24 protein-coding genes are annotated in these 23640 nt (G+C 60.3%); 18 read left to right on the top strand and 6 right to left on the bottom strand.

Going from position 1 to position 23640, the window contains the following annotated elements; translation table 11 throughout:
- Positions 1 to 170 precede the first annotated feature (170 nt).
- The 4 genes from D3D02_RS11325 (at position 171) to D3D02_RS11310 (ending at position 3197) form a co-directional block, all read left to right on the top strand.
- Positions 171 to 494, top strand: a complete 324-nt coding sequence (locus D3D02_RS11325; protein ID WP_121570100.1) for an ASCH domain-containing protein — start codon at positions 171 to 173, stop codon at positions 492 to 494.
- Positions 495 to 504: 10 nt separating this feature from the next.
- The gene (locus D3D02_RS11320; RefSeq protein ID WP_121570099.1) at positions 505 to 1269 is read left to right on the top strand and encodes a hypothetical protein; all 765 of its coding nucleotides are present in this window, start codon (positions 505 to 507) and stop codon (positions 1267 to 1269) included.
- 409 nt (positions 1270 to 1678) lie between these two features.
- A complete protein-coding gene (locus tag D3D02_RS11315) occupies positions 1679 to 2812 on the top strand; it encodes an amidohydrolase family protein (RefSeq protein WP_121570098.1) in 1134 nt (377 codons plus the stop codon).
- Positions 2813 to 2819: 7 nt separating this feature from the next.
- Positions 2820 to 3197, top strand: a complete 378-nt coding sequence (locus D3D02_RS11310; RefSeq protein WP_121570097.1) for a Rieske 2Fe-2S domain-containing protein — start codon at positions 2820 to 2822, stop codon at positions 3195 to 3197.
- A 332-nt stretch (positions 3198 to 3529) separates the two neighbouring features.
- On the opposite strand, the gene D3D02_RS11305 is transcribed toward D3D02_RS11310, so the two are convergent.
- On the bottom strand, positions 3530 to 4297 hold the full coding sequence (locus D3D02_RS11305) for an IclR family transcriptional regulator (RefSeq protein ID WP_121570096.1): 768 nt from the start codon (positions 4295 to 4297) through the stop codon (positions 3530 to 3532).
- 826 nt (positions 4298 to 5123) lie between these two features.
- On the opposite strand from D3D02_RS11305, the gene D3D02_RS11300 reads away from it, so the two are divergent.
- From D3D02_RS11300 to D3D02_RS11260, 9 genes are all read left to right on the top strand, one after another.
- Entirely contained in the window at positions 5124 to 5891 is a 768-nt protein-coding gene (locus tag D3D02_RS11300; protein WP_121570095.1) for an IclR family transcriptional regulator, read from the top strand.
- Between the two features lie 135 nt (positions 5892 to 6026).
- Positions 6027 to 7088, top strand: coding sequence for a VOC family protein (locus D3D02_RS11295; RefSeq protein WP_121570094.1), 1062 nt, complete (start codon positions 6027 to 6029; stop codon positions 7086 to 7088).
- 273 nt (positions 7089 to 7361) lie between these two features.
- Positions 7362 to 7700, top strand: coding sequence for a toluene-4-monooxygenase system B family protein (locus tag D3D02_RS11290; protein WP_121570093.1), 339 nt, complete (start codon positions 7362 to 7364; stop codon positions 7698 to 7700).
- A 2-nt stretch (positions 7701 to 7702) separates the two neighbouring features.
- Positions 7703 to 8077 carry a Rieske 2Fe-2S domain-containing protein gene (locus tag D3D02_RS11285; protein WP_121570092.1) on the top strand — a complete coding sequence of 125 codons (375 nt, stop codon included), beginning with the start codon at positions 7703 to 7705 and terminating at the stop codon, positions 8075 to 8077.
- Positions 8078 to 8079: 2 nt separating this feature from the next.
- On the top strand, positions 8080 to 8379 hold the full coding sequence (locus D3D02_RS11280; RefSeq protein WP_121570091.1) for an MmoB/DmpM family protein: 300 nt from the start codon (positions 8080 to 8082) through the stop codon (positions 8377 to 8379).
- Between the two features lie 4 nt (positions 8380 to 8383).
- Entirely contained in the window at positions 8384 to 9436 is a 1053-nt protein-coding gene (locus D3D02_RS11275; RefSeq protein ID WP_121570090.1) for a hypothetical protein, read from the top strand.
- Positions 9437 to 9563: 127 nt separating this feature from the next.
- Complete coding sequence (locus D3D02_RS11270; protein ID WP_121570089.1) at positions 9564 to 11108, top strand: YHS domain-containing protein; 1545 nt, start codon at positions 9564 to 9566, stop codon at positions 11106 to 11108.
- A gap of 149 nt (positions 11109 to 11257) precedes the next feature.
- On the top strand, positions 11258 to 11494 hold the full coding sequence (locus D3D02_RS11265; RefSeq protein WP_121570088.1) for a hypothetical protein: 237 nt from the start codon (positions 11258 to 11260) through the stop codon (positions 11492 to 11494).
- A gap of 111 nt (positions 11495 to 11605) precedes the next feature.
- Positions 11606 to 11803, top strand: coding sequence for a hypothetical protein (locus tag D3D02_RS11260; RefSeq protein WP_121570087.1), 198 nt, complete (start codon positions 11606 to 11608; stop codon positions 11801 to 11803).
- A 127-nt stretch (positions 11804 to 11930) separates the two neighbouring features.
- Here D3D02_RS11260 and D3D02_RS11255 read toward each other — a convergent pair whose 3' ends face one another.
- On the bottom strand, positions 11931 to 12719 hold the full coding sequence (locus D3D02_RS11255) for a XylR N-terminal domain-containing protein (RefSeq protein ID WP_121570086.1): 789 nt from the start codon (positions 12717 to 12719) through the stop codon (positions 11931 to 11933).
- Positions 12720 to 13188: 469 nt separating this feature from the next.
- Between D3D02_RS11255 and D3D02_RS11250 the strand changes: the two genes are divergently transcribed.
- The gene (locus D3D02_RS11250) at positions 13189 to 13926 is read left to right on the top strand and encodes a DUF2270 domain-containing protein (RefSeq protein ID WP_121570085.1); all 738 of its coding nucleotides are present in this window, start codon (positions 13189 to 13191) and stop codon (positions 13924 to 13926) included.
- Between the two features lie 256 nt (positions 13927 to 14182).
- Here D3D02_RS11250 and katG read toward each other — a convergent pair whose 3' ends face one another.
- On the bottom strand, positions 14183 to 16330 hold the full coding sequence (gene katG, locus D3D02_RS11245; RefSeq protein ID WP_121570084.1) for a catalase/peroxidase HPI: 2148 nt from the start codon (positions 16328 to 16330) through the stop codon (positions 14183 to 14185).
- A 554-nt stretch (positions 16331 to 16884) separates the two neighbouring features.
- Entirely contained in the window at positions 16885 to 17130 is a 246-nt protein-coding gene (locus D3D02_RS11240; protein WP_121569048.1) for a sulfurtransferase TusA family protein, read from the bottom strand.
- 256 nt (positions 17131 to 17386) lie between these two features.
- Here D3D02_RS11240 and D3D02_RS11235 point away from each other — a divergent pair, with 256 nt between their 5' ends.
- The 3 genes from D3D02_RS11235 to D3D02_RS11225 all read left to right on the top strand — a co-directional run bounded on the left by D3D02_RS11235 (position 17387) and on the right by D3D02_RS11225 (position 20773).
- Entirely contained in the window at positions 17387 to 18580 is a 1194-nt protein-coding gene (locus tag D3D02_RS11235) for an MBL fold metallo-hydrolase (RefSeq protein ID WP_121570083.1), read from the top strand.
- A 136-nt stretch (positions 18581 to 18716) separates the two neighbouring features.
- Positions 18717 to 19892, top strand: a complete 1176-nt coding sequence (locus D3D02_RS11230) for an inorganic phosphate transporter (protein ID WP_121570082.1) — start codon at positions 18717 to 18719, stop codon at positions 19890 to 19892.
- 587 nt (positions 19893 to 20479) lie between these two features.
- Positions 20480 to 20773: a hypothetical protein gene (locus D3D02_RS11225; protein WP_121570081.1), complete on the top strand. Its 294-nt coding sequence runs from the start codon at positions 20480 to 20482 to the stop codon at positions 20771 to 20773.
- Positions 20774 to 21214: 441 nt separating this feature from the next.
- Here D3D02_RS11225 and D3D02_RS11220 read toward each other — a convergent pair whose 3' ends face one another.
- Both D3D02_RS11220 and D3D02_RS20935 read right to left on the bottom strand, forming a co-directional pair.
- Positions 21215 to 22255, bottom strand: coding sequence for a sulfite exporter TauE/SafE family protein (locus tag D3D02_RS11220; protein WP_121570080.1), 1041 nt, complete (start codon positions 22253 to 22255; stop codon positions 21215 to 21217).
- A gap of 3 nt (positions 22256 to 22258) precedes the next feature.
- Complete coding sequence (locus D3D02_RS20935; RefSeq protein ID WP_199723067.1) at positions 22259 to 22408, bottom strand: hypothetical protein; 150 nt, start codon at positions 22406 to 22408, stop codon at positions 22259 to 22261.
- Between the two features lie 738 nt (positions 22409 to 23146).
- On the opposite strand from D3D02_RS20935, the gene D3D02_RS11215 reads away from it, so the two are divergent.
- Entirely contained in the window at positions 23147 to 23548 is a 402-nt protein-coding gene (locus D3D02_RS11215; protein WP_121570079.1) for a helix-turn-helix domain-containing protein, read from the top strand.
- The last annotated feature ends 92 nt before the right edge of the window (positions 23549 to 23640 follow it).

Raw genomic sequence — 23640 nt, 5'->3', positions numbered from 1 at the left:
ACTCAGGGCGGTCCCGCTACGCGTCGGAAGAGATACCGACCGGCCGTCCATCCGGACCACTGCGTGATCGCTACGCGCAGTGGCGCAATCTCGCCGGCGAACGAAACAGTCTCGTCAGCGAGCGAACCCGACGCGATGGGATTTTGACGGCGGCGGCCAAAGGGAGAGATATGTCGGAGATCGACGCCGGCGACCTGTTGCCCAACGACCGTGTACAGCAGTCCGTGCTGAACGGCGACGTGACGCAGTTGACTCGTGGCGCGAGCAACCGCTACGCCAACGAGGGCGATACTTTCGAGATCGAAGGCGAAGCGTTCGAGGTGACAAGTGTCGAGCGGCGGACGTTAGGCGACTTCACCGACGCCGACGCGCAGCGAGAAGGCTCGGAGTCCCTAGAGGCCTACAAGCGGCGGATGCAGCACGTCCATCCCGGTGACTTCGAGTGGGACGACAGCGACGAGGTGCTGACCTACCAGTTCGAGCGCCGCGAGTAAACTACCTAGTATGGGAACGAACGATGGGGGACACCGGGCGCGAGCGGTAGCCGCACTCGCAAAGCGTGACTATGTGACCGCAGCCGACGAGTACACGCGAGCGGGCTGGCGCGTTCTCGCAGAGCCGCGGCCGGGACAAGGGCCGTTCGAGTCGGACGAGCGCGGCTGGGTCGGGGACGGGCTACAGTACCTCACCGCCGCCGCCGTCGCTTACCGGGTCGCCGGTGAGAGTACCCGGGCCGCCCGCCGGGCTGTCGAGGGGGTCGCTGTCGCCCGCGACCTCGAGACCGGACTAGACGTGCCAGTCCAGCGAGCCTGTCTGGCCGAGTTCGTCGCCGACTTCCGCGTGGCCGGCGACACCGACGGAGCCGAGAAGGCCTATCGAGACGCTACCGACGCCTACGAGACTCTCGACGGTCTCGAATCCGTCCACCGGTGGGCAACCGCACCGCTCTTCGAGGCGGCGGCGGCGACACTCAAGCAGGTCGCACGAGGCACTGCCGACGGCGAGATCGCCGTCTCGTGGGAGGACATTCACGGGAGCGATCCAGCGGATCCCAGCCGATTCCTCGGGGCCCGTCCGCGGTTCAAGCGACGTCGGTTTCGGTCACTCGTCGATCGGGTCGTCGACGACGGGCATCTGGCCGCACCCCGAGGAACCACCGAGTACGGCAACGACACCTACCGGTGTCCGAACTGCGACGCTACGGACGTGAACTGGGTTGCAGACAGCGTTCTCTGTCTCCGCTGTAGCGCGCCGATGACGCGTTCGTAGTGCCGAGCGGGCCTGTGAACGTGTGTGCTTCCTTCACTATACGATGCGTGACGTGCTACTCGCGGTGTCGGGAGCAAATCCCCGACATCGAAGTATCATATATGTGGTGAATACACAGACGAAACAGTGCTAGAATACATCTGATCCGGAGAGTCGTTTGGCCTGCGACGCTGCCAGCCACAGCAGTTCGCGCGGCATCAGGTTCAAGACGCGGCAGTCGTCGTGGGAGAGTAACACCGCGGCCGTTCGGAGACCACAAGTTCGGATATACCGAAGTGACGAAGCGTCGTAACGATCGGGTGAATTGCGTCCGTGACGCCCCAGAAGCGTCGAAAACCGTCGATTCGTGGTGTCGAGACCACGGGAGTACGGTAAAGTATTTTATACCGTATCTCACAATAAGTCCTATATGGGATCGTCAACAGAGCAGCTAGATCCTGAGGCAGAAGTACCGGAGCAAGCCTTCGAGGATTACATCATCGACCTGGACTTCCACGTCAACCCGATGACAGACGAACTGATGTCGTACGTGGAAGACGACGTCATTCGAGACAAACTCACGACCGAATTCGGCCCGACGCCCGTCGTCGGGAAGTGGGACGCAGCCTACGCAATCAAGGAAGGCACAGAAGGGTTGTTCACACAGGGACGCGCCGAGTACGCCGAGGACGTGCGAGAGGCCTGCAACAAGTTCGCGATCGACGAGCCGATCGTCAACCCGGGGATCAACAACCTGAATCAGCAGCACCATCCGCTGCTGAAGAACGGCGTCACTCAGGCGGCGAACGACTATATGCTCGACAACTTCGCCGACGAGGGGATGTACACCTCGATGATGGTCCCCAAGTGGGACCCCGAATACGCCGTCGAGGAGATCGAACGCGTCGGCAGCGAAGACAACATCGCGGCCGCGTACTCGTGGTTCGACCCGAAGGTCCCGTGGGGCGCAGAGCAGTTCGACCCCGTCTTCGAGGCCCTCGTCGAGCACGACCTCCCGCTCTTGCTCCACGGTTCGCTGGCCTACTGGCCCCAGCACACCCACATCGGCGACGAGATGATGACCTGGACCGAGGTGCTCGGCTTCGACTGGCCAATCCACGGGATGGTCAACGTCGTCAATATGATTATGCGCGGCGTCTTCGACCGCTTCCCGGATCTGAACGTCGTCCTGCAGGAAGCCGGTCACTGGTGGGTCCCGTTCCTCCGCTACCGGATGGACGAGTTCTACGAGATGCACCCCGAAGACGTGAAGATCACGCCCCGGAAGCACGAAGCGGGCGAGCGGTATCTCGACCGCACCCCGAGTGAGTACCTGCGCGACAACTTCTATCTCTGCACGCAACCGTTCGCGATGCCTCGCAACGCGGGTGAAGCCGAAGGCATGCTCAATCTAAGCCTCGCGGAGGATATGTTCATTTACTCCAGTGACTGGCCGCACCAGACGCTCGACCCGCCGACGTGGTTCTACACCTCGCGCGCGTTCGACGACGACACCCGACAGGCCGTCCTCCACGAAAACGCAGAGGACATTCTGCGACTCTAACAGAATAATGAGCACTGAATCCCCAGTCGGCGACAACTTCACCAAGGTTGCAGCCGCCGACGAGATCGAACAGGGTACTGGAATCGCCGTGGACGTCAAAGGCATCGAGGTCGCCGTCTTCAACACCGGCGACGACTTCTACGCGATTCTCAACCGGTGTGCCCACCAGCAGGCACCGTTGTACAAGGCAGGCGAAGAGAAGATCAACGCCGAGGACACGTGGACAGACACACGCGGCGGCGTCGACGCGGAAAACGCCACCGTCAGCTGTCCGTGGCACCTCTGGGAGTGGGACCTCGAAACCGGTGAACACGAAGTAACCGGCAAGTGCATCAGCACCTTCGACGTCGAGGTCGCCGACGGCGACGTGTACGTCAGTATCTGACGCACACCACCCTGCGGGCCCACTCTCGAATCTGGTCTCGTTTCCAGTCGTATTTCGGTATATCCGAAATTCTATACTGAAGTCCATTCGACACTCGAACGCGACGAGCGCCGCGAGTCGCGTGCGCGTCGATCGATCAATGTAAAGTGGACAACTTCCGTTGGGATACAGACCGGCGCGGCCCGACGTCGTCGAGTACGGGTCTACTTCGTCATATCCGAAATAGGTGTGAATAACGGCATAAGATAACAATCGTACCTATGTTATCGAAAGGAGCCGAAAAAGAGAAGTCACCGGACCCAGCCAGTCCGAATCAGTATTCGGGGTTCCAATTACTCGTAGGTCAGTTTGAGTTCGATTTCGTTCGTCGCCGTCGTGACCAGTTCGATCAGTTTCTGTCGCCGAGTCTCGTTGCGCATCCGAGCGACGGGTTCCGCGACGGCGATCGCACCGTAGACACGGTCGTTCGCGACGATCGGCGCCGCGACCGCCGAGACCCCTTCGGCGGTCTCGTGTTCGTTGATCGCGTACCCCTGGTCGCGGATTTCGGCGAGTTCCGCGTCGAGTTTCGCACGCGTCGTAATCGATGCGGGCGTCTTCTCCGGCAGCCCGTATCGTTCGACGACGTTGTCGACGTGTTCCTCGGGGGCGAACGCCAGCATCGCCTTCCCCGACGCCAGACAGTGCATATACTCGTGTTTCCCGAGCCGTTCGTGCGTCTCGATCGACTGTTCGCCCATCTCTCGGGCGAGATAGACCGCCTTGCCTGCTTCTTCGACCATCAGCCACACCGCCGCACCGCTCTCGTTTGCGACCTGTTTGAGTGCCGACTGGGACTTCTCGAAGACGGGAAACTGCTTGCGGGCGGAGATACCGAGATCGAAGAACTGCAGCGAGAGCCGGTAGTTACCGTCGTCGTTCGAGAGATAACCGAGATAGGTGAGTGTCTCCAGGTAATCGTAGAGCGTGCTGTCGGAGACGTCAATTTTCGTGGAGAGTTCGGTGAAGGTCGCGCTGTCCAGTTCCTGGATCGTCTCCACGATCGTGAATGCTCGCACCGCTGAATTGATAGCTCGGTTCGGAGGATCAGCTCGGTCCATGCGGGAGCGTTGGCTTCAACCGTCTTATACCTGATCGCTTCGGTCCGAACCACCCGTGAACGCCGACGGTACGGGTTGCACGTCCTCACGCAGCCGATCCCACGCTGTCGCGCGATCGAGTGCGCGAGGGTATACAACAGCAACGATAACCACCGACAGATTCCAGCGTAACGTATTATTAGTAGGCGTCCTAAGCGCACTGTAACGCAGTGACTGAACGCGCTGAGGAGAAATTCTTCATAATCAAACAAAATAGTACATTTTTGATAAAGACGGATACTGGTGTAAGTCGTCGACAATCCATCAAGGACAAGACCTATTCTTGAAATCGATTCGTCGATGGGAGTGCTGACAGAAGTAGTAGTGAATTTTCCCGCCAAATATTAGACTGGTGGCCAAAAGTTTCTGACGACCTTGTCATCTATTCCCTCTGAAAACAGCGCAACGCTGTTCTCGATCCGGAGCGACCGGAGGTAACAATAGTACGCCTGTTATAGGCCGTCGACCCCGCCGCTGTCAGCGGATTCGACGCGGGAAACGACCGTTCGCCAACATACACTACCCGTAGCGACCCGGTCTCCGTGGTTGCCCACTAACCACGAGGTCCCCCGGCGGGACCCAATGTGATATATGTGAATGCCGTCAGTGATGCCCCCGGACCTGCATCTGTACGCAAATATTGCGGATAAAAAGATGTATTGGAAGTAGCTGCGATATTTTTGTTAAGGCTACTGGCCGAGGGGGCGGAAAAGTTGCGTTCCGTTATTTGATATACCGGCGGCCGATCGGTGTGAACGCTTATAATCGATGAGTCTTACCTGAGAGTATGAATGATAACAATAAACCCCGCACGATTCGGGCCGTCGAGCGGGCGTCTCGGATAATCGAGGAACTCGAAAACGAGGGGGCGATGACCCTCTCGGAGATCTCGAACGATCTCGATATATCGAAGAGTACGGTCCACACGTACCTCTATACCCTCTCACAGGAAGGACTGATCACCAAGCACAACGACGGCTATCGGCTGAGCCTTCGGTATCTCAGCCTCTCTGAACGGGTGAAAAACCGGATCGGTATCTACGATTTCGTAACGCAGGAAGTAGACGAACTGGCCAAAAAGACCAAAGAACGCGCGCAGTTTGCGATGTTAGAAGACGACAGCGTGATCTACATCTATCGGTCGAAAGGCGAAAACGCGATTCCGACGACGCTCTCGATCGGGCAGTACGTCTATCCGCACAGCGTCGCCTCCGGGAAGGCGATCCTGGCGTATCTCCCAGATCATCGCGTAGACGAGATCATCGACAAACACGGGCTGCCAAAGCAGACCGAAAACACGATCACCGACCGCAAGACGTTCAAGCAAAATCTCGATACGGTACGCGAGCGTGGGTACGCGATGGGCAACGAGGAACGTCTGCGTGGCGTCCGGTGTATCGCGACGCCGATCCGAAACGACACTGGTCGCGTGCTGGGTTCGATCAGCATTTCGGGGCCAGTTCGCCGGATGAGCGATGATCGGATCGAGAACGAACTCCGCGATCAACTGTTGCAGTCGACCAACGTGATCGAGGTAAACGCGAAACTCTCGTGAGTGCAATCACTGGTGGCCCCCTGACCTCAGCGTCCGACACACAACTCCTCGCAGCGGTGCGTTCCTCTCGGCGCTGACCGATATCTGTCACAATTTAACCAAAACTTTATTACTGATGATAAATTTTCCCGATATATGGGTATTGCAACCCTTGCACATGCCGAGTTGTACTGTCCAGACCTCGAAGCGTCGCTCGAACACTTCCGCGACACGATGGGAATGTACGTCCGCCACGAGGAGGACGACGCCTACTACCTCGCCGCCTACGGCGACTGGCAGGACTACACGCTCATCCTTCGCGAGGGCGACGAGTGGGGCTGCAACCACGTCGCCTGGATGCTCGAAGACGAAGACGACTTCGAGGTACTCCAACAGCGCATCGAAGACTCCGGCTACGAGACCGAGTGGGCCGACGAGGACAAAGAACCCGGCCAGGGCCGCGCACTCAAGTTCGACTACCCCGGCGAGACCCCCGAGTACTTCGAGCTCGTCTACGACGTCGACCGCGCGTTCGACACGGTCAAAGAAGAAAACCGCGCACGACTCAAAAACCAACCCGCGCGCAAGCCCGAACGCGGCGCCGGACTCCGACGCATCGACCACGTGAACTTCAACGTCACCAACGTCCCCGAGTGCGTCGAGTGGTTCGAGGACGTCCTGGGGTTCAACCTCCGCGAACAGGGACTCGATCCCGAAGGCAATCAGGTCGGTGCGTGGCTCAGCGTCTCCCCGCTCGTCCACGAGATCGCGTTCGTGAACGCCCCCCCGGACGCGAACGTCAACGACAAGATCGACCACGTCGCCTACTATATGGACGGTGGCCAGTCGGGCGAACTCGAACGCGCGGCGGACTTGCTTCGGGAGCGCGGCATCGAGATGGTCGGCGGCCCCGCCCGCCACGGCATCAGTCAAGCGCACTTCAACTACTACGTCGAACCCTCGGGCAACAAGATCGAGATCTTCGCGGGCGGCTACCTCATCTTCGACCCCGACTGGGAGACCATCACCTGGACGCCCGAGGACGGGTCTGACGGGTTCGTCTGGTGGGGCGGTAAAGCCGGCTCGCACGCCCGCCGCCAGTACGACTACATCCCCACCGACGAGACCGACTGGAGCGACCAGGGAAGCGAGCCCGAGTGCCATCCGATTCGTGAGCGCGACAAAGCACAGGAACCGCCCGTCGAAGCCGACGACTGACGCACACGCCCAAGTGTCACCCTCTCCCGGGCAGATCTGATTCCCCTCGACGTCGACCGCGATTGCCCTCATACTGTCGGACGGAAGTCCGTGAATCGTGTTGGCCCCCGCCGGGGTGCCGAGACGCTTCACATCGTTCTGTCCGACAGTATCAGCGGTCGGCCTCCTGCGCATCGAGATCGCACAGTCCACCGACAACTGCTGTGCGGCTGGCACGATAGCCACCATCGGTAATTATTTATTGTATGCTATTATATCGTGACTTGGATTCCCATGGCAGAGTTTCCGTTACTCGTACGGTTCCGTACGGACGACTATCCGACCCTCGTGCCCGTCGATTCCGAAGACACGGTCGAGGAGGCGGCGAACAAGATCTCACATATCGTGGACAGTCGGGTCCACATCGACCACGATCGACCGCTGGAGATGATCTACGAAGGGGACGTCGTTCCAAGCGACGAGCGCGTCTCGGAGGCCCTCGAACCCGTAGAGTACGTCGAAATCCAATACGAGGGCGAGGAGATCCCCGAAGGATTCGGCGAGTCACATCCTGCGTGGAACGATGAAAGTATGCTCGAAGCACACCCCGAACACGCGAAACCTCAAGAGTAAGTATGCCAAGAGAAACTGCGAACACGCGCGATGGAGAAAAGCACTACATCTGCGACGACCACGACATCTGGGCCGACGAGATGACCTTCTTTGAGGTCGGCGACCGGAAAGTCCTGATCTGGCGAGATCTCGAAGAGCAGATTCACGCCTACGACGCGATCTGTCCCCACCAGGACCGAGATCTAGAGGAGACCGGTGACCGAGGATGCGTCTGCGGACCGCACGACGACGACACGACGCTCACCTGTAGGGCCCACACCTGGGAGTTCGACCTGAAGTCGGGCGAGGGGCTAAACCCCACCGGAAACGGCCTGAACGAGTACGAAGCGGGCGTCGACGGCGGCGAGGTTTACGTCGTGATTCCGGAGGGGAGCTGAAGATGGGGAAAGTTGGACCCGTCCTCCGGAACAACAGAGAGACCGAAGCGATCATCGAGGCACTGAAGCGTGATACCGACGGAGAGGTCGAAGTCACCGACCGGCGCGCGTACCTCCGTGTCGAGGCCGAAGACAGGTGCGTCGTAACGAAGGAGACGCTGGACGAGATCCTCGGAAAGGGTGCAATCCAAGTCCCTGGTGGGATAGAAGAGCAGATCTCCTCGTTCAAAGGGTACATCAAGCCCCAGTCGGATCGAATCGAGTTCGTCAGCGACATCAAAGAAACCCACTCAGACCAATAGATCGATGAGCGAAAAGGACTACCCGATGAAGCAAGAGACGTATCGGACGTACAGCACTTGGAACCAGCGGCGTGTCCCGACGACGTACGACGTCGCCGCCCACCGGACGAACTACGACATCGGCGAGCGGTACGACGGCACGGTTCCCCGGCTGGCTGTCTCCTCGGACGAGGCGCTCCCCCAGTGGTATCAGCAGTATCGGGAAGGAAGCGCCATCACTGGAGAGTACCCCGACGACTTCGACTCGTGGCGAGACCCCCGCGAGCTTACCTACGAGAAGTACAACGAGTTGATGGACAAGCGAGAGAGCACGATCGAAACGTTGTACGAGCAGGCGGAGGTGCTCGAACGCGGAACCGAGCGGAGCGACGACCCGTGGCTCGATTTCCAAGAACGGGCGTTCCTACCGCTTCGATACCCGTGTCACGGGCTGCAGATGATCGCGTCGTATCTCACGATGTTCGCGCCGTCCAGTACCATCAGCACGGCGATGACGTTCCAGGCGACGGACGAGATCAGACGACAAGAGCGTCTCGCGCGCCGAGCGACCCAGCTCCACAAGGAGTTCCCGGAGAAGGGGTTCACCGAGAACGAGCGCGAAATCTGGGAAGAAGACGAGATGTGGCAGCCGTTGCGGAAGGTCCTCGAGGAACTCCTCGTCGAGTACGACTGGGGCAAGTCGTTCGTCGGCACGAACCTCGTCCTGAAGCCGCTGCTCGACGAACTCTTCCTGGCACACTACTCGGAACTCTTCGACAAGAACGACTCGAACCTCTACGCACAGGTCCTCGACAACTTCTATCTCGACGCGGACCGGAGCCAGGAGGTCGCCGCCTCGGTTGCAGATCACGTCGTCGAGATCGACGAGTCGAACGAGGCCGTCGTACAGGAGACTGTCGACGAGTACTACCCGGCCAGTGAGGAGGCAGTCGAGGCGTTCCGACCGGCGTTCGAGTCGATGCCGCCGGAGACGATGGCTTTCGACGACGTACTGGACGACATCCGCAGGAAGTACGACGCGATGCTCGCAGACCTCCCCGTGTCGCGCCCCGCCTAACTCGAGATCAACCCCGCCGACGCCGCTTTCGCGTCGCGCTTAGCCGCGGGTACAGGCCTTCTATCGGCTGTTTTGTGGCGTTTCGGAGTAAATTTTAATATAGTTCGGTTAAACTACTCCAGTGCATATGCTACCAAACGTGAGGCGTGAGGACTGGTACCAGACGGCGACGAACACGAACTGGGATCTGTCCTACGTCGACGAAGAGGAAGCCTTCCCACCGGAGATGACGGGGCAGGACGCGTACGACATTCCCGAAGGCGGTTGGGAAGCCTGGGAGGAGACCTACAAACAGACGGCCCGAGAGTACTACGAGACGCAACACGAGAAAGACGGGAGCGTCTACTCGGTCAGTTCGGCGATGGAGCAGTCGGGGCTTCCGCACTCCCTCGGGATGGGGTGGGAAGACGTCTTGAAGTTCCACTTTGCGTCGGTCCCGCTGCTGGAACGCGCCGCCGTGACGAGCGAATCGCAGTACGCTCGTTTCGCGCCGGACAGCGCGTGGCGACATATGGCGCAGTTCGGCGCGATGGACGAACTGCGACACACCGAACTGCAGCTGCGGATTCCTCACAGTTTCGTCAAGGAGGACGCCCAGTACGACTGGAGTAAGAAGCTCTATCACACCGAAGATTGGGCGTCGGTCGCGGCCCGCCACCTGTTTGACGACTTCAAAGCCTCTAACGCGATCGACTCCGCGCTACAGGTCACATTCGCGTTCGAAACCGGATTCACGAATATGCAGTTCCTCGCGCTGGCCTCCGACGCCGCGGACGTCGGTGACATCGAGTTTGCGGAGGCCATCTCGTCGATCCAGACCGACGAGGCCCGACACGCCCAGCAGGGCAATGCGATCATCGAGATCCTCGACGAGTACGACGACCTCGACCGTGCACAGTATCTGGTCGATAAGTCGTTCTGGCGCTGTTATAAACTGTTCTCGGCGCTGACGGGCCCAAGTATGGACTACTACACGCCCGTCGAGGACCGTGAGATGTCCTGGGGCGAATTTATGGAAGAGTGGATCGTCGACCAGTTCCTCGAGAATATCGAGAGCACCGGTCTCGAAAAACCGTGGTACTGGGAGCAGTTCATCGAGCTGGTACGGGAGGGTGGCACCAGCCACTACATGGCGGGCGGACACTACCACTGGCGGCCGACGCTACCCATCGCACCGCCGGGTGTCACCGAGGAAGACCGCGAGTGGCTCGAAGAGAAATACCCGGGCTGGGAGGACCGTTGGGGCGAAAAGTGGGATCGACACGCCGAGGCGATGCGGAACGACAACCTCGAAAAGACAGTCGCCGACGACCTCATCGTGCTGTGTGACCTCTGTCAACTTCCCGCGATTCACGCGGACCCCGACCGCGAGAATAACCGCCTCCACTCTCACGAGCACGACGGCGAGACGTACTACTTCTGCTCGGAGCCGTGTCAGTGGATCTTCGAGAACGAACCCGACCGCTACGCGGAGCACAAATCCATCCTGCGCCGCTTCCTGGCTGGCGACATCCAGCCGCAGACGCTCGAAGGGGCTCTCGAACATATGGGTATGGGCGAGGAGAACGTCCACGAGCGCGGCATCGACTTCCGCGCGCCCGAGTGGGGAGACGACTGGGCCGACTGGAAGCCACCGTCCGCAGAGCCGACCAGTGCCGCCAGCGACGACTGACACATAAACAGAGGCGTTCCGCGGACACGGCGAGAAGCAACGGTAGAACGGAGCGACACGCGTCGAGACCGCAGTATTTGCTCGCTTCCGGTACTTTTTGATCAGTGGTTGCGATATATTTAATTACTATTAGATAGTATTGAGTGTCAATGGCTCCCACGAGTCAAGAGCAAGAGTCCCTAGGCGAGTGCCCGGCATGTGGATACGAATTTACCGAGGACGACATCCTCGATGGTCCGCCGCCGCTGTACGGCGAACCAACCGTTCGATGTCCGAATTACGACGGCACCGATCCGACCGACGAGCATCGGGCGGTCTTCGAGGACCTCGAAGGGACGCCTCACTCTATCAGGGTGTCGAATCTCGAGGTCGAACAGGCAGACTAGCGTAGTGAGCGACGGAACCGACAGTTGACCCCGTCAAGTCAGCAGGGGTCCGCAGTCAAACGTTGTAACTCACTCAAAAGTTATTTATAATATTCTTTCGAACGTGCTACTATGGCCGACGAGCAGTTTCACCCGTCAGAGTGCTGTGTCAAGTGCCCACACTTCGATGAGTTCGGGCGGGCGTGTACACACAGTCTACGACAAGCGATCATCAAGGAACTCACAGACGGGACGTCCACGAACTGTCCCATCTACTCTGAGGTTCGAGCGCAATCGATGCGTGACCTCGAACAGCAGCTCGTTTCGTGACACTGTCGAACACAACTGCGTCAAGAGGTCAGTAACTCGGCACGACGAAGTGGTTTACAGACTCGTGCCCAGCGGTGTGAACCAGCGCGCGAAACGGGGAGTCCAGATCGGAAAGTCTTAACTCACGCTACAGTTTCGGCGGCCGCTCGCCGAGAATATCTTCGATCGCCTCGCGGAACATCTCGATGTTCTCTTTCGAGTCCACGGCGGTCGACGCTTTGGTCTCGGGAAGGTTCGTCTCTTTAGCGAGTTCGATCTTTCCTTCGAGACCTTCCTGATCCTCCATATAACTGTAGTACTCCATCAGCTTATCACCGCGGAAGAAGTCCATAATCGCGCGGATGTAGGGAGCGGCCTCTTCGCCCCACTCGTCGATCGGTTTCACCCGCCACTCGCAGTCGTCGTGTCCCATCCCAGCACACTTCGATTCCATCGCCAAAACGGGAATCTCTGCAAATCCGCTGCACCACGCTGACGCGTATCCGGTCAGGCTCCAGCAGACGGGCTCCTCGGCTTCGCCGTTGTAAATCACGTGCTGCTCTGCTTCGTAGGAATTGTGCCAGAGACCCCCATATCGGAACTCGCCGGCATCCTCGTCGTACTCGTATTCGGTCGTTTCGACGCTGACGAGTCCCTTGTCTGTATGGATCTTGGGCCCGGCTTCGAGTAGTTCTTTCTCGCTGTCGAAATCGTAGTTCTTGTCGATAGATAAAAAGTCCGAGTACCCCGACTGGAATCCGAATCGGAACAGCGTCTTCCGGGCTTCTTCAAGTCCTAGCGTGTCGATCAACTGCTGGCGGAGGAGCCCCATTGATTTCGCGTTGAAGATAAGCATCCGGTTGTTCCGGAACGAGTTCACACCCGGTTCGGCCCCGTATTCCAGATCCGCTTTGAGATCGAAATCGTCTGATTTCATCTGATATTGACCTAGGAACCCGACATAAAAAAACTATATGCGTGCCGGAAACCGACGACGACGAGGACGGAACGAACTACATCAGCGGCCCGCGTCGGTAGCGGTACGCATTAGAAAGTGATTGATCTAGTATATTACTAAATAGTGTAGCTTCTATTATATTATTTTTATTTTCTTGTACCCGGACCGTTTCCTTATTTTTGCCCTGAAAAGAAGTGTTATTCATTTAAACTAATATTTCGAGAATATATAAATACTGAATACATTTTGTATGATGTATTCACGGCCACCCTCGTGGCACAACTCCTAAGACGTTCAGTAGTGATGGAACAGTAATGACCGACGGAGCACCCAGAATCGACGACAGGAGGCGACGCCGCTAGCCGATGCGACGAGTCACGACGAGTTTCCTCGGCGTGAGGAAAGCGGAGCGATCGAACAGCACGTACGTTCACCTTCGGTTACGACGATGACAACCTCTGCAGCGGACGATCACCAGACAGGAACCGAGGACCACGAGGGCGAGCCCGACCCAACCGCCGACGCTTCACCGTACGTCGGGAAAGGACTACTCGACGAGACTATGGGGCCGAGTTCTGCGATGGCTCACCTCTATCGCGGCGAACTGCACCGGATGAAGCTCTGGCGCGAGCGCCTCGATAAGACGACCAACTGGGCAGTCGTCGTCATCGCGGCGATCGTCACCTGGGCGTTCTCTAGCCCAGAGAACCCACACTACATTATCCTCATCGGCGTCGCGACGTTGACCGTCTTCCTGACGATCGAAGCCCGTCGCTATCGCGGCTACGACATCTGGCGAACGCGCGTCCGGACGCTTCAGGAGAACGTCTGGGCGTACGGCCTCGACCCAGAAGGTGGTCTCGTCGACGAGAACTGGCGCAAACGGCTCGGCGAGGATTACCGGACGCCGACGCTGAAGATCAGCACCGAGGAGGCCATCGCCCACCGGCTACGGCGGGTGTACCTGCCGCTGTTCGCCGTGCTGCTCGCAGCGTGGTTCGTCCGCATCACGGCATTCTCGCCGAGTTCCTGGATCGAGACCGCCGCCATCGGGATGATCCCCGGCACAGTCGTCGTCGGAGGAGTCACGCTCTTCTACGTTGGCGCGGTCCTCGTGGCCCTTCGATCGCGAACCTGGCACGCAAAAGGCGAACTCCGCACCGAGGATCTGCGAAAGCGACGGTAGGGAGGCGGTCGGCGGGTGGTCAGTGTACAACGGTTGGCGTTTTCTGCCACGCTCTGTCCACTCACCCGTCCCACGCGACTACCGGGCGAGACGTCGCACAGTATCAGAAAGATAGTGAACTGAGAGAACCGACAGATATCGGACACACCTCAGTTCGCAGCGTTCGGGACGTCGCTACGAGTTAGTTGTGGAATCGGACTACAGCCGTGGGGGCCGGCAGTCGTTTCCACGGCCGTCCGGGGATTCGCTGCCGAGGTTACTCGAGGTCGAAGCGGTCGAGCATCATCACTTTGTTCCACGTGTCCACGAAGTCCTGCACGAACTTCTCCTCGGCGTCGTCGCTGCCGTAGACTTCCGAGATCGTCCGCAGTCGGGAGTTCGAGCCGAAGATCAGGTCCACGCGGGAGGCCTCCCACTCGACCGCACCCGTCTCGCGGTCACGCACCTCGAAGACCTCGTTCGAGTCAGAGGCCGGTTCCCACTCGTAGTCCATATCGAGCAGGTTCACGAAGAAGTCGTTGGTCAACGTCTCCGGCTGGTCGGTGAAGACGCCGAGGTCGGAGTCCTGGTAATTCGCGCCCAGTGCGCGCATTCCGCCGACCATAACCGTCATCTCGTTAGCCGTCAGGTTCAGGAGTTCGGCCTTGTCCACCAGCAGTTCTTCCGGCCGGCGTTCGGCTCCGTCTCCGAGGTAGTTCCGGAACCCGTCGGCGTTCGGCTTGAGCGCCTCGAAGGATTCGACGTCGGTCTGTTCCTGCGTGGCGTCCGTCCGTCCGGGCTCGAACGGGATGGTGACGTCGTAGCCGGCATCCGCCGCCGCCTGCTCGACGGCCGCATTGCCGCCCAGCACGATGAGATCGGCGAGCGAGACCCGAACGTCGTCAGATCGCGAGCCGTTGAACTCCTCGCGGATCTCTTCGAGCGTCGACAGCACCGACTCCAGTTCCGCCGGCTCGTTCACTTCCCAGCTCTTCTGCGGTTCGAGACGAAGCCGAGCGCCGTTGGCGCCACCGCGCTTGTCGCTGTCGCGGTAGGTCGACGCCGACGCCCAGGCGGTCTTGACCAACTGAGAGATTGACAGCTCCGAGGCGAGGACCTCCTCTTTGAGTTCGGCGATTTCCGCCTCGCCGACCAGGTCGTAGTCGGCGTCGGGGACGGGGTCCTGCCAGATCATAATCTCGTCCGGAACCTCGGGGCCGAGGAACCGCTCCGGCGGGCCCATATCGCGGTGGATGAGTTTGTACCACGCCTTCGCGAAGGCCTCCTGGAAGTCCCTCGGGTTCTCCTGGAAGTGCTCCAGGACCTCGCGGTAGTCCGGGTCGCGCTTGAGTGCGATGTCCGTCGTCAGCATCATCACGTCTTCTTTGTCCGACGGGTCCTGGACGCCCGGTGCGGCGTTGTCGAGTTCGCCCTCTTCAGTTGTCCACTGCCACGCTCCGCCGGGACCTTTCTCCGCCACCCACTCGTGGTCGAGCAGGTTGTCGACGTAGCTCATATCCCACTGGGTTGGCGTGGTGTTCCACGGACCTTCGATACCGCTCGTGATGGTGTCGGGGCCTTTGCCCTCACCGAAGTCGCTCTCCCAGCCGAGGCCCTGCTCCTCGATGGGTGCTGCTGCGGGCTCGGGGCCGACGTGCTCGTCGGGGTCGTCGGCGCCGTGGACCTTTCCGAAGGTGTGGCCACCAGCGATGAGCGCGACCGTCTCCTCGTCGTTCATCGCCATCTGGCCGAACGACTCTCGGATGTTCTTCGCCGAGCCTTCGAGGTCCGGCTCGCCGTGTGGACCCTCGGGGTTCACGTAGATAAGCCCCATCACGGTGTTGCCGAGCGGCCACTTGAGGTTCCCCTCCTCGTCGAAGCGCTCCTCAGAGGACATCTCGAACTCGTCTTCGGGACCCCAGTCGACCGCCGCGTCAGGCGTGTAGTCGTCCTCGCGTCCACCGCCGAAGCCGAACGTCTCGAAGCCCATCGATTCGAGGGCGACGTTTCCGGCCAGGACGATCAGGTCGCCCCACGAGAGCTGGCGACCGTACTTCTGCTTGACGGGCCAGAGCAGTCGTCGAGCCTTGTCGAGGTTCGCGTTGTCCGGCCAGCTGTCGACCGGCGGGAGGCGCTGGTGACCACCGGATGCGCCACCGCGGCCGTCGAAGGTGCGGTACGTGCCGGCGCTGTGCCACGCCATTCGAATAAAGAACGGCCCGTAGTGGCCGTAATCTGCCGGCCACCAGTCCTGCGACGACGTCATTACCTCCTCGATATCCGCTTTCACCGCCTCGAAGTCGAGCTTCTGGAACTCTTCGGCGTAGTCGAACTCCTCCCCCATCGGATCGACCTGCTGCGCGTTCTGGTCGAGGATCTCTACCTGCAACTGGTCCGGCCACCAGTCTTGGTTGGAGCGTATCATCAATTGGTAGTTGTTGCTTTCGCATATAAATATTGCCTAAGTAGCTAAGTGTGTGTTGGCGATAGGCGAAGTAATTTGTTGAATACGAAAACTTTTGTCAACCATACATCGCGCTCCGCGTGTGCGAAACACAAATAGAGAGCAGGGCTAAAACGAGGACAAAGACAGTCGTGGCCACGTCGTCGCGAACGGCAGCGGCGCTATATAGAGTGGTTCGACTGGGCGGCAGCGGCCCGCGGACGGACTCAGTTCGCACAGTACCGATCCCGCGTCGACCGAAAAGTGGCAGCAAAATCGAAACGCTGCGGTAGCCGGACGGGCGCAACGGCGCGCCACGGGGGCACCACAGCAGGCGTGGGCCGGGAGGCAGCGTTTCCCGCCGTCGTTCGGCGATCGAACACTGTGGGCGGTCGCACGACGACGGCGTGCAAACGCTACCTTGGGGGGGAGAGTACGGGAAGTCGCAGTCAGCTGCTTAGGGGGTTCGTAACCGTTCATAGATTTCTCGCCGAATCATCCGGCGGGAAATCTATGAGGAATTACGAGAATCCCTATTACTCGGTTTTGCGGACGTAGTGCTTGTAGACGTCGTCGCCCTCGACTTGATCGAGCATCTCGACGCCGTCGGTTCCGTCCGCCCAGCCGTCGAGGTCGCTCATACTGCCGGGGTCGGTCGCGAGCACTTCGAGCACCTCGCCTTCGGCGAGGTCGTCGATAGCAGACTTCGTCTGCACGACAGGCATTGGGCACGATGCACCTTTCACGTCCAGCGTCTCCGCGATATCGAATTCAACACTCATTGGGTATCCGCTCCGTGATTCGTATTGGAGCTACTCTACAATATTGATGCCACAATTAAAAGAATATCGGTCTGCAATGTCGGGAGCGGAGTAGACCTCTTTCAACTACTTCTGAGCCTCTGGTCTGATTTGCGTCTTCTATAGCGTACGCACGCACGGGACCCAGTTCGTTTCTTCGCCGGTGCTGTATTGTGCAGTTTTAGAACTACTATGCAAATATTTTTGTATCACCGCCCAGTAGAGGAGAGTGCACGATATGAACGCCGACGACCTTCCCACCCCCGACGCAGAGGCTGACGCCGTCTCCCCGACCGACCTGAAAGCACAGATCGACGCCGGCGACGACGTCACCATCCTCGACGTCCGCATGCAGTCCGACTACGACGAATGGCACATCGACGACGACAACGTCACCTCCATCAACCTCCCCTACTTCCAGTTCCTCGACGACGACATCGACGACGACGTTCTCGAGCAGATCCCCGACGACGACGAACTCGTCGTCCTCTGTGCCAAAGGCGGCTCCAGCGAGTTCGTCGCTGGCACTCTCGTCGACCTCGGCTACGACGCCCTCACCCTCGAAGACGGTATGAACGGCTGGGCGAAGATCTACGACCGCGTCGAAGTCTCCGACTACGACGGCGCGGGCACCCTCTACCAGTACCAGCGCCCCTCCTCGGGCTGCCTGGGCTACCTCCTCGTCGACGGCGACGAAGCCGCCATCGTCGACCCCCTGCGGGCCTTTACCGACCGCTACCTCGACGACGCCGACGAGCTCGGCGTCGACCTGCAGTACGCCCTGGACACCCACATCCACGCGGACCACATCTCGGGCGTCCGCAACCTCGACGACGAAGGCGTCGAGGGCGTCATCCCCGCCGCCGCCGTCGACCGCGGCGTCACCTACGCGGACGAACTCACGACGGCCGAAGACGGCGACACGTTCCAGGTTGGCGACGCCGAGATCGAGACGGTCTACACGCCCGGACACACGACTGGAATGACGTCGTACCTCCTGGATGAGAGCCTGCTGGCGACGGGCGACGGTCTGTTCATCGAGAGCGTTGCGCGCCCGGACCTCGAAGAGGGCGACGACGGCGCCCCGGACGCGGCACGGATGCTCTACGAATCGCTGCAGGAACGCGTGCTGACGCTGCCAGACGAGACGCTCATCGGCGGCGCACACTTCAGTGACGCGGCAGTGCCCGCCGACGACGGCACGTACACGGCACCGATCGGCGACCTGAAAGAGCGGATGGACGCGCTGTCGATGGACGAAGACGCGTTCGTCGAGCTCATCCTGGCGGACATGCCGCCGCGGCCCGCGAACTACGAGGACATCATCGCGACGAACCTCGGGCAGAACGTGGCCGACGACGAGGAAGCCTTCTCGCTGGAACTCGGCCCCAACAACTGCGCCGCCAGCCAGGAATCGCTCGCTGACGACTAAGTCAGTGGAACTAACGCTCGCCGTCGGTCCCGTGTCGGTGCCGTCGGCGGGCGCTGACTCATACACAACGCGAGTCGATCGCCCTCCCGCCGGCGATCGCTAACTCCCTTCCCCCCTCCCACTTTCCTCGAATACGATGGACGTAGCTGTACTCCTGTTGTTCGGTGTCGCAAGTATCGCTAGCCTGTTTATGGCCTGGGTCGTCGGCGCGGGATCGAGCGGCGCGACGCCGTTCGCTCCAGCCGTCGGAGCCAACGCGATCTCGACGATGCGCGCCGCGTTCGTCGTCGGCATCTTCGGCTTCGTCGGCGCCGTCACGCAGGGCGCAAACGTCTCGGAGGCGGTCGGAAGCGGCCTCATCGAGGGCGTTTCCCTCCCCGCGACGGGTGTGATCCTCGTGCTGTTGATCGGCGCGGGGCTGATGGCGATCGGTATCTACACGGGCTACCCGATCGCGACCGCGTTCACCGTCACCGGCTCGGTCGTCGGCGTCGGACTCGCGCTCGGCGGCGCGCCCGCGTGGGCGAAGTACCAGCAGATCGGGCTGGTCTGGGTCGCGACGCCGGTCGTCGGTGGCGGAATCGCGTACGCCATCGCGAGCGTCCTGCCCCGAGAAGACGTTCCCGAGCGGTTCAGCGTCCCGGTCCTGACGGCGCTCGTCGGTGCGGTGATCACGAATCTCGAATTTCCCACGCTCGGCCCGCACGGAGCCCCTGGATCGATCGCCGGGGCGGCGGCGCGATCGCTCCCGATCGACCGTGCCGTCGCCGTCGGCGGCGCGACGCTCGCCGTCGCCCTCGCCACCGCGCTCGTCGTCCACTGGGACGTGAACCGCGACCGCGACGGCGGGCTCAGACGCGTGCTGTTGGCGCTCGGGTCGCTCGTGGCGTTCTCCGCGGGAGGGAGCCAGGTCGGTCTCGCCGTCGGCCCGCTGTTACCGCTCGCCGACGAGATCGGATTCGTCTCGACGTTCGCCGTGCTCGTCGGTGGTGGCCTCGGAATCCTCGTGGGGTCGTGGACCGGCGCGCCCCGGATGATCAAGTCGCTGTCGCAGGACTACTCTTCGCTCGGGCCGCGGCGCTCGATCGCGACGCTGATCCCGTCGTTTCTGATCGCCCAGACTGCCGTGTTACTCGGCGTCCCCGTCTCGTTCAACGAGATCATCGTCAGCGGGATCGTCGGGAGCGGTGCAGCCGTCGGCGGCGGTGACGTCGTCGATCTGCGGAAGATTCTCCTCACGATCGGGGCGTGGATCGGCTCGCTGGGGCTCGCGTTCGTCGTTGCCTATCTGACGGCGGTCGCAGCGCTGTAGGGCGGCCAGCGGCGATCCAGCCCACCAGAGAGCTATTCTCAGAGAGCCACCTGCACAGGGGAGAGCGACTGCCACGCGCCAGGTCAGCGGAGCGGCGACACCACAGCAACGAGAGAAAGGAGATCACAGCGGCCACAGAATGGTACAGCGGAGTCCAGCGGGAACATACAGCGGGTTCGGACGGAAACGGACAGCAGAGTTTAGAGGGAACGTACGACGGATGTCTGAGGGAGTGTACAGCGGAGTCCGACGAGACGCGACGGAGACCGGGCAAGCGACGAGACGCCGGTAGCTGGCGGCCACCCGAGCGCAGGTGGGACTAGCCGGCGAGGCGACGCATCGAACAGGACGGCGAGCGAGCACACCGAGGTACGGTCGAGAGCCAGAGTGGCCTGCGACAGCGAGAGGGACTCGTCGCCTCGGCCAGACGACGTGTGACACCGAGAGCGTCAGGGCGAACGAGAGCCGAGACCGTCTCGGGCTGTTGAACTGTTCGTCTGAGACCGGCGGCTGAGAGCAGTAGTGCAGATTCTCACTCGGCGGGATCGATCACAACCGCTGATCGTGCAGTTGCCGTACAGCTACGTATGAGCCACACCGAATCCACGACCGAAACGGAGCGCGTCTGGATGGTCGAGCGGACGTTCTCCGCCGACGCGCCCCACATACTGGTGCTCGTCTACGCGACGACCGACGGTACACAGTACCACCAGAAGGAGCGTGCGTTCAACCGCTTCAGTGGGACGGTCCCGGAAGTCACCGCAGCGATCGAGGTCGAGGCCGAGGATCTCAGCACGGTCGACGACGCCGAGACGCGCGACCGATACGCGAAAGAGACCGAACGGATGCGGGAACGCCACGCCCCCGACGACGCCGTGTGAAGGGGCGTGGCGAGTCGTGCAGTGTCGGACGCGGTGCAAGTGAGAGCCGAGGCGGGGCAGCACGGATTGGCCCCCGACCGCAAGCGATGGACTGCTGCTTGTCAGCTGTAGTCACGAGAGAGGGACCCGAGCGCGCGTCCAACGCACCTACGGTAGCATTTGCAATTCTTCACGCAGCCGATCAGACGCTGTCGAGCGATCGGGTGAGCAATCAGTTGCAAATGCTACGATAGCCGCTCCCTCTCAGGAACGCGAAGACCGAGCGCGAACGAAGTAGCGGTGGAACGAGGTACGCGTCGAGACCTGCGTGAGAACAGGTGAGAAGGGGCCGTAGAGTTATGTCGCGATCGCGCGGGGCTCCCCACCGTGTGTGACAGCAGACCGGAGAACAGAGAATCGGAAGCCGCTCAGCAGAGGCGAAACAGAAGAAGTCCTCAGGCGTTAGTCAGCAGATTGTGCCGTCGCCGTGGGGCCCTGCGCGCGGAGTTCGCGGATGGAGCTGACGACGACTGCACCGCTCACGAGCATCGCAGCGCCGACGATGATCGCCAGCGACACGACGTCGAGGACGGGCATCTCGATAGCGCCGCCGATCTCGCGGACCGCAACAGCGATCGAGCCGAGCAGTAGCATAATACCGAAGTAGACCTTGATGTCGTCCTCCTCGACCAGGCTCGTCGCCGCGGCACCGAGCCGGGCACCGAGCGCACTACCCGCCAGAAGCGGGACGACGATCGAGAGGTTGACCGCACCGTCCATCGCGTACAGGAAGCTCCCGATCCCGCCCGAGAAGACGATCTCGAACAGGTCGGTCCCGACAGCGACCGGGACGGGCACGCCGATCAGGTAGAACAGCGCGGGCATCCGGATGAACCCGCCGCCGACGCCCAGGAAGCCCGAGAGCAGCCCCGTCGCGAACGCGACGCCGAGGATCATCCACAGCGAGACCTTGAGACCGCCCTTGATCCCCATCATCGGCGGAATGTTGTACGACTGAATCTTCTTGGCGATGTCGGGGATGTCTTCGGCCGCTTCTTCGACGTCCATATCTTCGGCGTCGTGGCTGACGCCGCCTTCACCGTCGCTTTTCAGCGCGTTGTAGGTGATGAAGACACCGATGCCACCGAGGAGCCCCACGTACGCGATGCTCACAACGGTGTTAGCCAGTCCGATGTCCTGGAGCCAGTGCAACCCGATCTTCCCGACTTCGATGCCGGCAGTCGTCCCGGCGATCATCAGCACGCCGAGTTTGTAGTCGACCTGACCCAGGTCGCGGTGTTTCAGCGTGGCGATGACGGACGTCCCGAAGACGAACGCCAGGCCGGACGCGACTGCGACGTCTGTCCTGTAGCCCATAACGAGCAGGGCCGGCGTGACCAGGAACGAACCGCCCATTCCGAAGAAGCCGAACAGGAGACCGATCAGTACCCCGAAGCCAGCGAACATCGCCAGCATACTCACGGCGACACCCAGCAGCTCCATTGGTTAGTCACCCCGCAGGGCGCGGGCAATCGTCGGCCCGAGGATACTTTCGAGTACACCATACCCAACGTACAGCAGGAGGGCCTCAACGAGCACAATGCCGATCAGCATCGCTGCGCCCGTGGGGCCGGCAGCGTTCTCAAGCCCGAACATTGAGAGCCACCTCGTGGAATCTTGCGAATTTCATGGATTTCTGCGCAACTGGTGATAACCGGTGCGTGCACTTAACGGTATTGGGATCTGGATACAATACTATATCTAGCTAACCCACGTGTGGTTGGTGATAAGTTATGGGTAGCTATACGCCCGAAAACCGCCAGTTTCGTTGTCAACACGGCGTCCTATGGCGTGCGTCGTTGCGCGCGTGATCGCGCAGTGGATCCCAATGACCCATAGTAATTATTTGACCTAATCGGGGGAAGGGAAACCCGAAAGACGACAGAGTCGCACTCGTCCGGCCGGTCGAGAGTTGTGCACAGAAGGTGCAAAATATTGCGCCGATATTGCACTTATGCTGAATTTAAAACCAATTATTGCGGGTTCTTTCGGAGCGGGGAATAGTCGTTCGATCGTCATTTGTTCGGAGGCATCCGTGTCTCCACCACGAATTACTCGACGCCGAGTACGGACGGAAATGCACAGGTCATTCTCAACACTGGCAGCAGAAATGTCAATTTTATTATTTATTTGTGCAAATTTTGCACCTATCTACGTGGATACCGATTACGTAGATCTACTGTTTTAGGCCATCCTGAACTCTTTTGCTAGCGTATTTGTTTTTAGATTGGAAGAGAGATCTAGGCAATCTGCACCGATTGTCTGCACACACAGAATTGTGGAGAACCTAAACAAATCTTTTATGCACGCAGCGCGTAGTGTAGGATAGTGACAATGCCCGACTCGATGTCTGAACAACTTCGACAGGATATGGAGTGCGAGGGACTGCTGGAATGCTTCCACGGCCTCAAGCAACTCGACAAAGAGTGCTTCCAAGTCCTCGTACAGGCTGACGAACCCCTCACCGTCGACGAGATCGCCGAGATCGTCGACCGCGAGCGCTCGACGGCGTACCGCTCGATTCAGCGGCTGCTCCAGTCCGGATTCATCAAGAAAGAGCAGGTGAACTACGAGCAGGGCGGCTACTACCACGTCTACTCGCCGGCGAACGCAGAGCAGATCTCCGACAGTATGCAGCGGATGCTCAACGACTGGTACGCGAAGATGGGCCAACTCATCCAAGAGTTCGAGGACAAATACGAGCGCCAGGACTCCGAGATGGCCGTCGAGAGCTAGCCGGACGGCTGACCGTTACTCTCTATCCGTCTCGACTCTCTGTCGTCGCTGCCGCGTTTCTCGGTTGTAAGACCGCTATAGATGGAGTGCGC

Origin of the sequence: Halobellus sp. Atlit-38R (genome assembly GCF_003665925.1) — an archaeon.
In the GTDB taxonomy this organism is placed as follows: Archaea; Halobacteriota; Halobacteria; order Halobacteriales; family Haloferacaceae; genus Haloquadratum; species Haloquadratum inordinatus.
The sequence above is the reverse complement of the archived record's forward strand: the minus strand, read 5'-3'. Positions and strand labels throughout refer to the sequence as shown.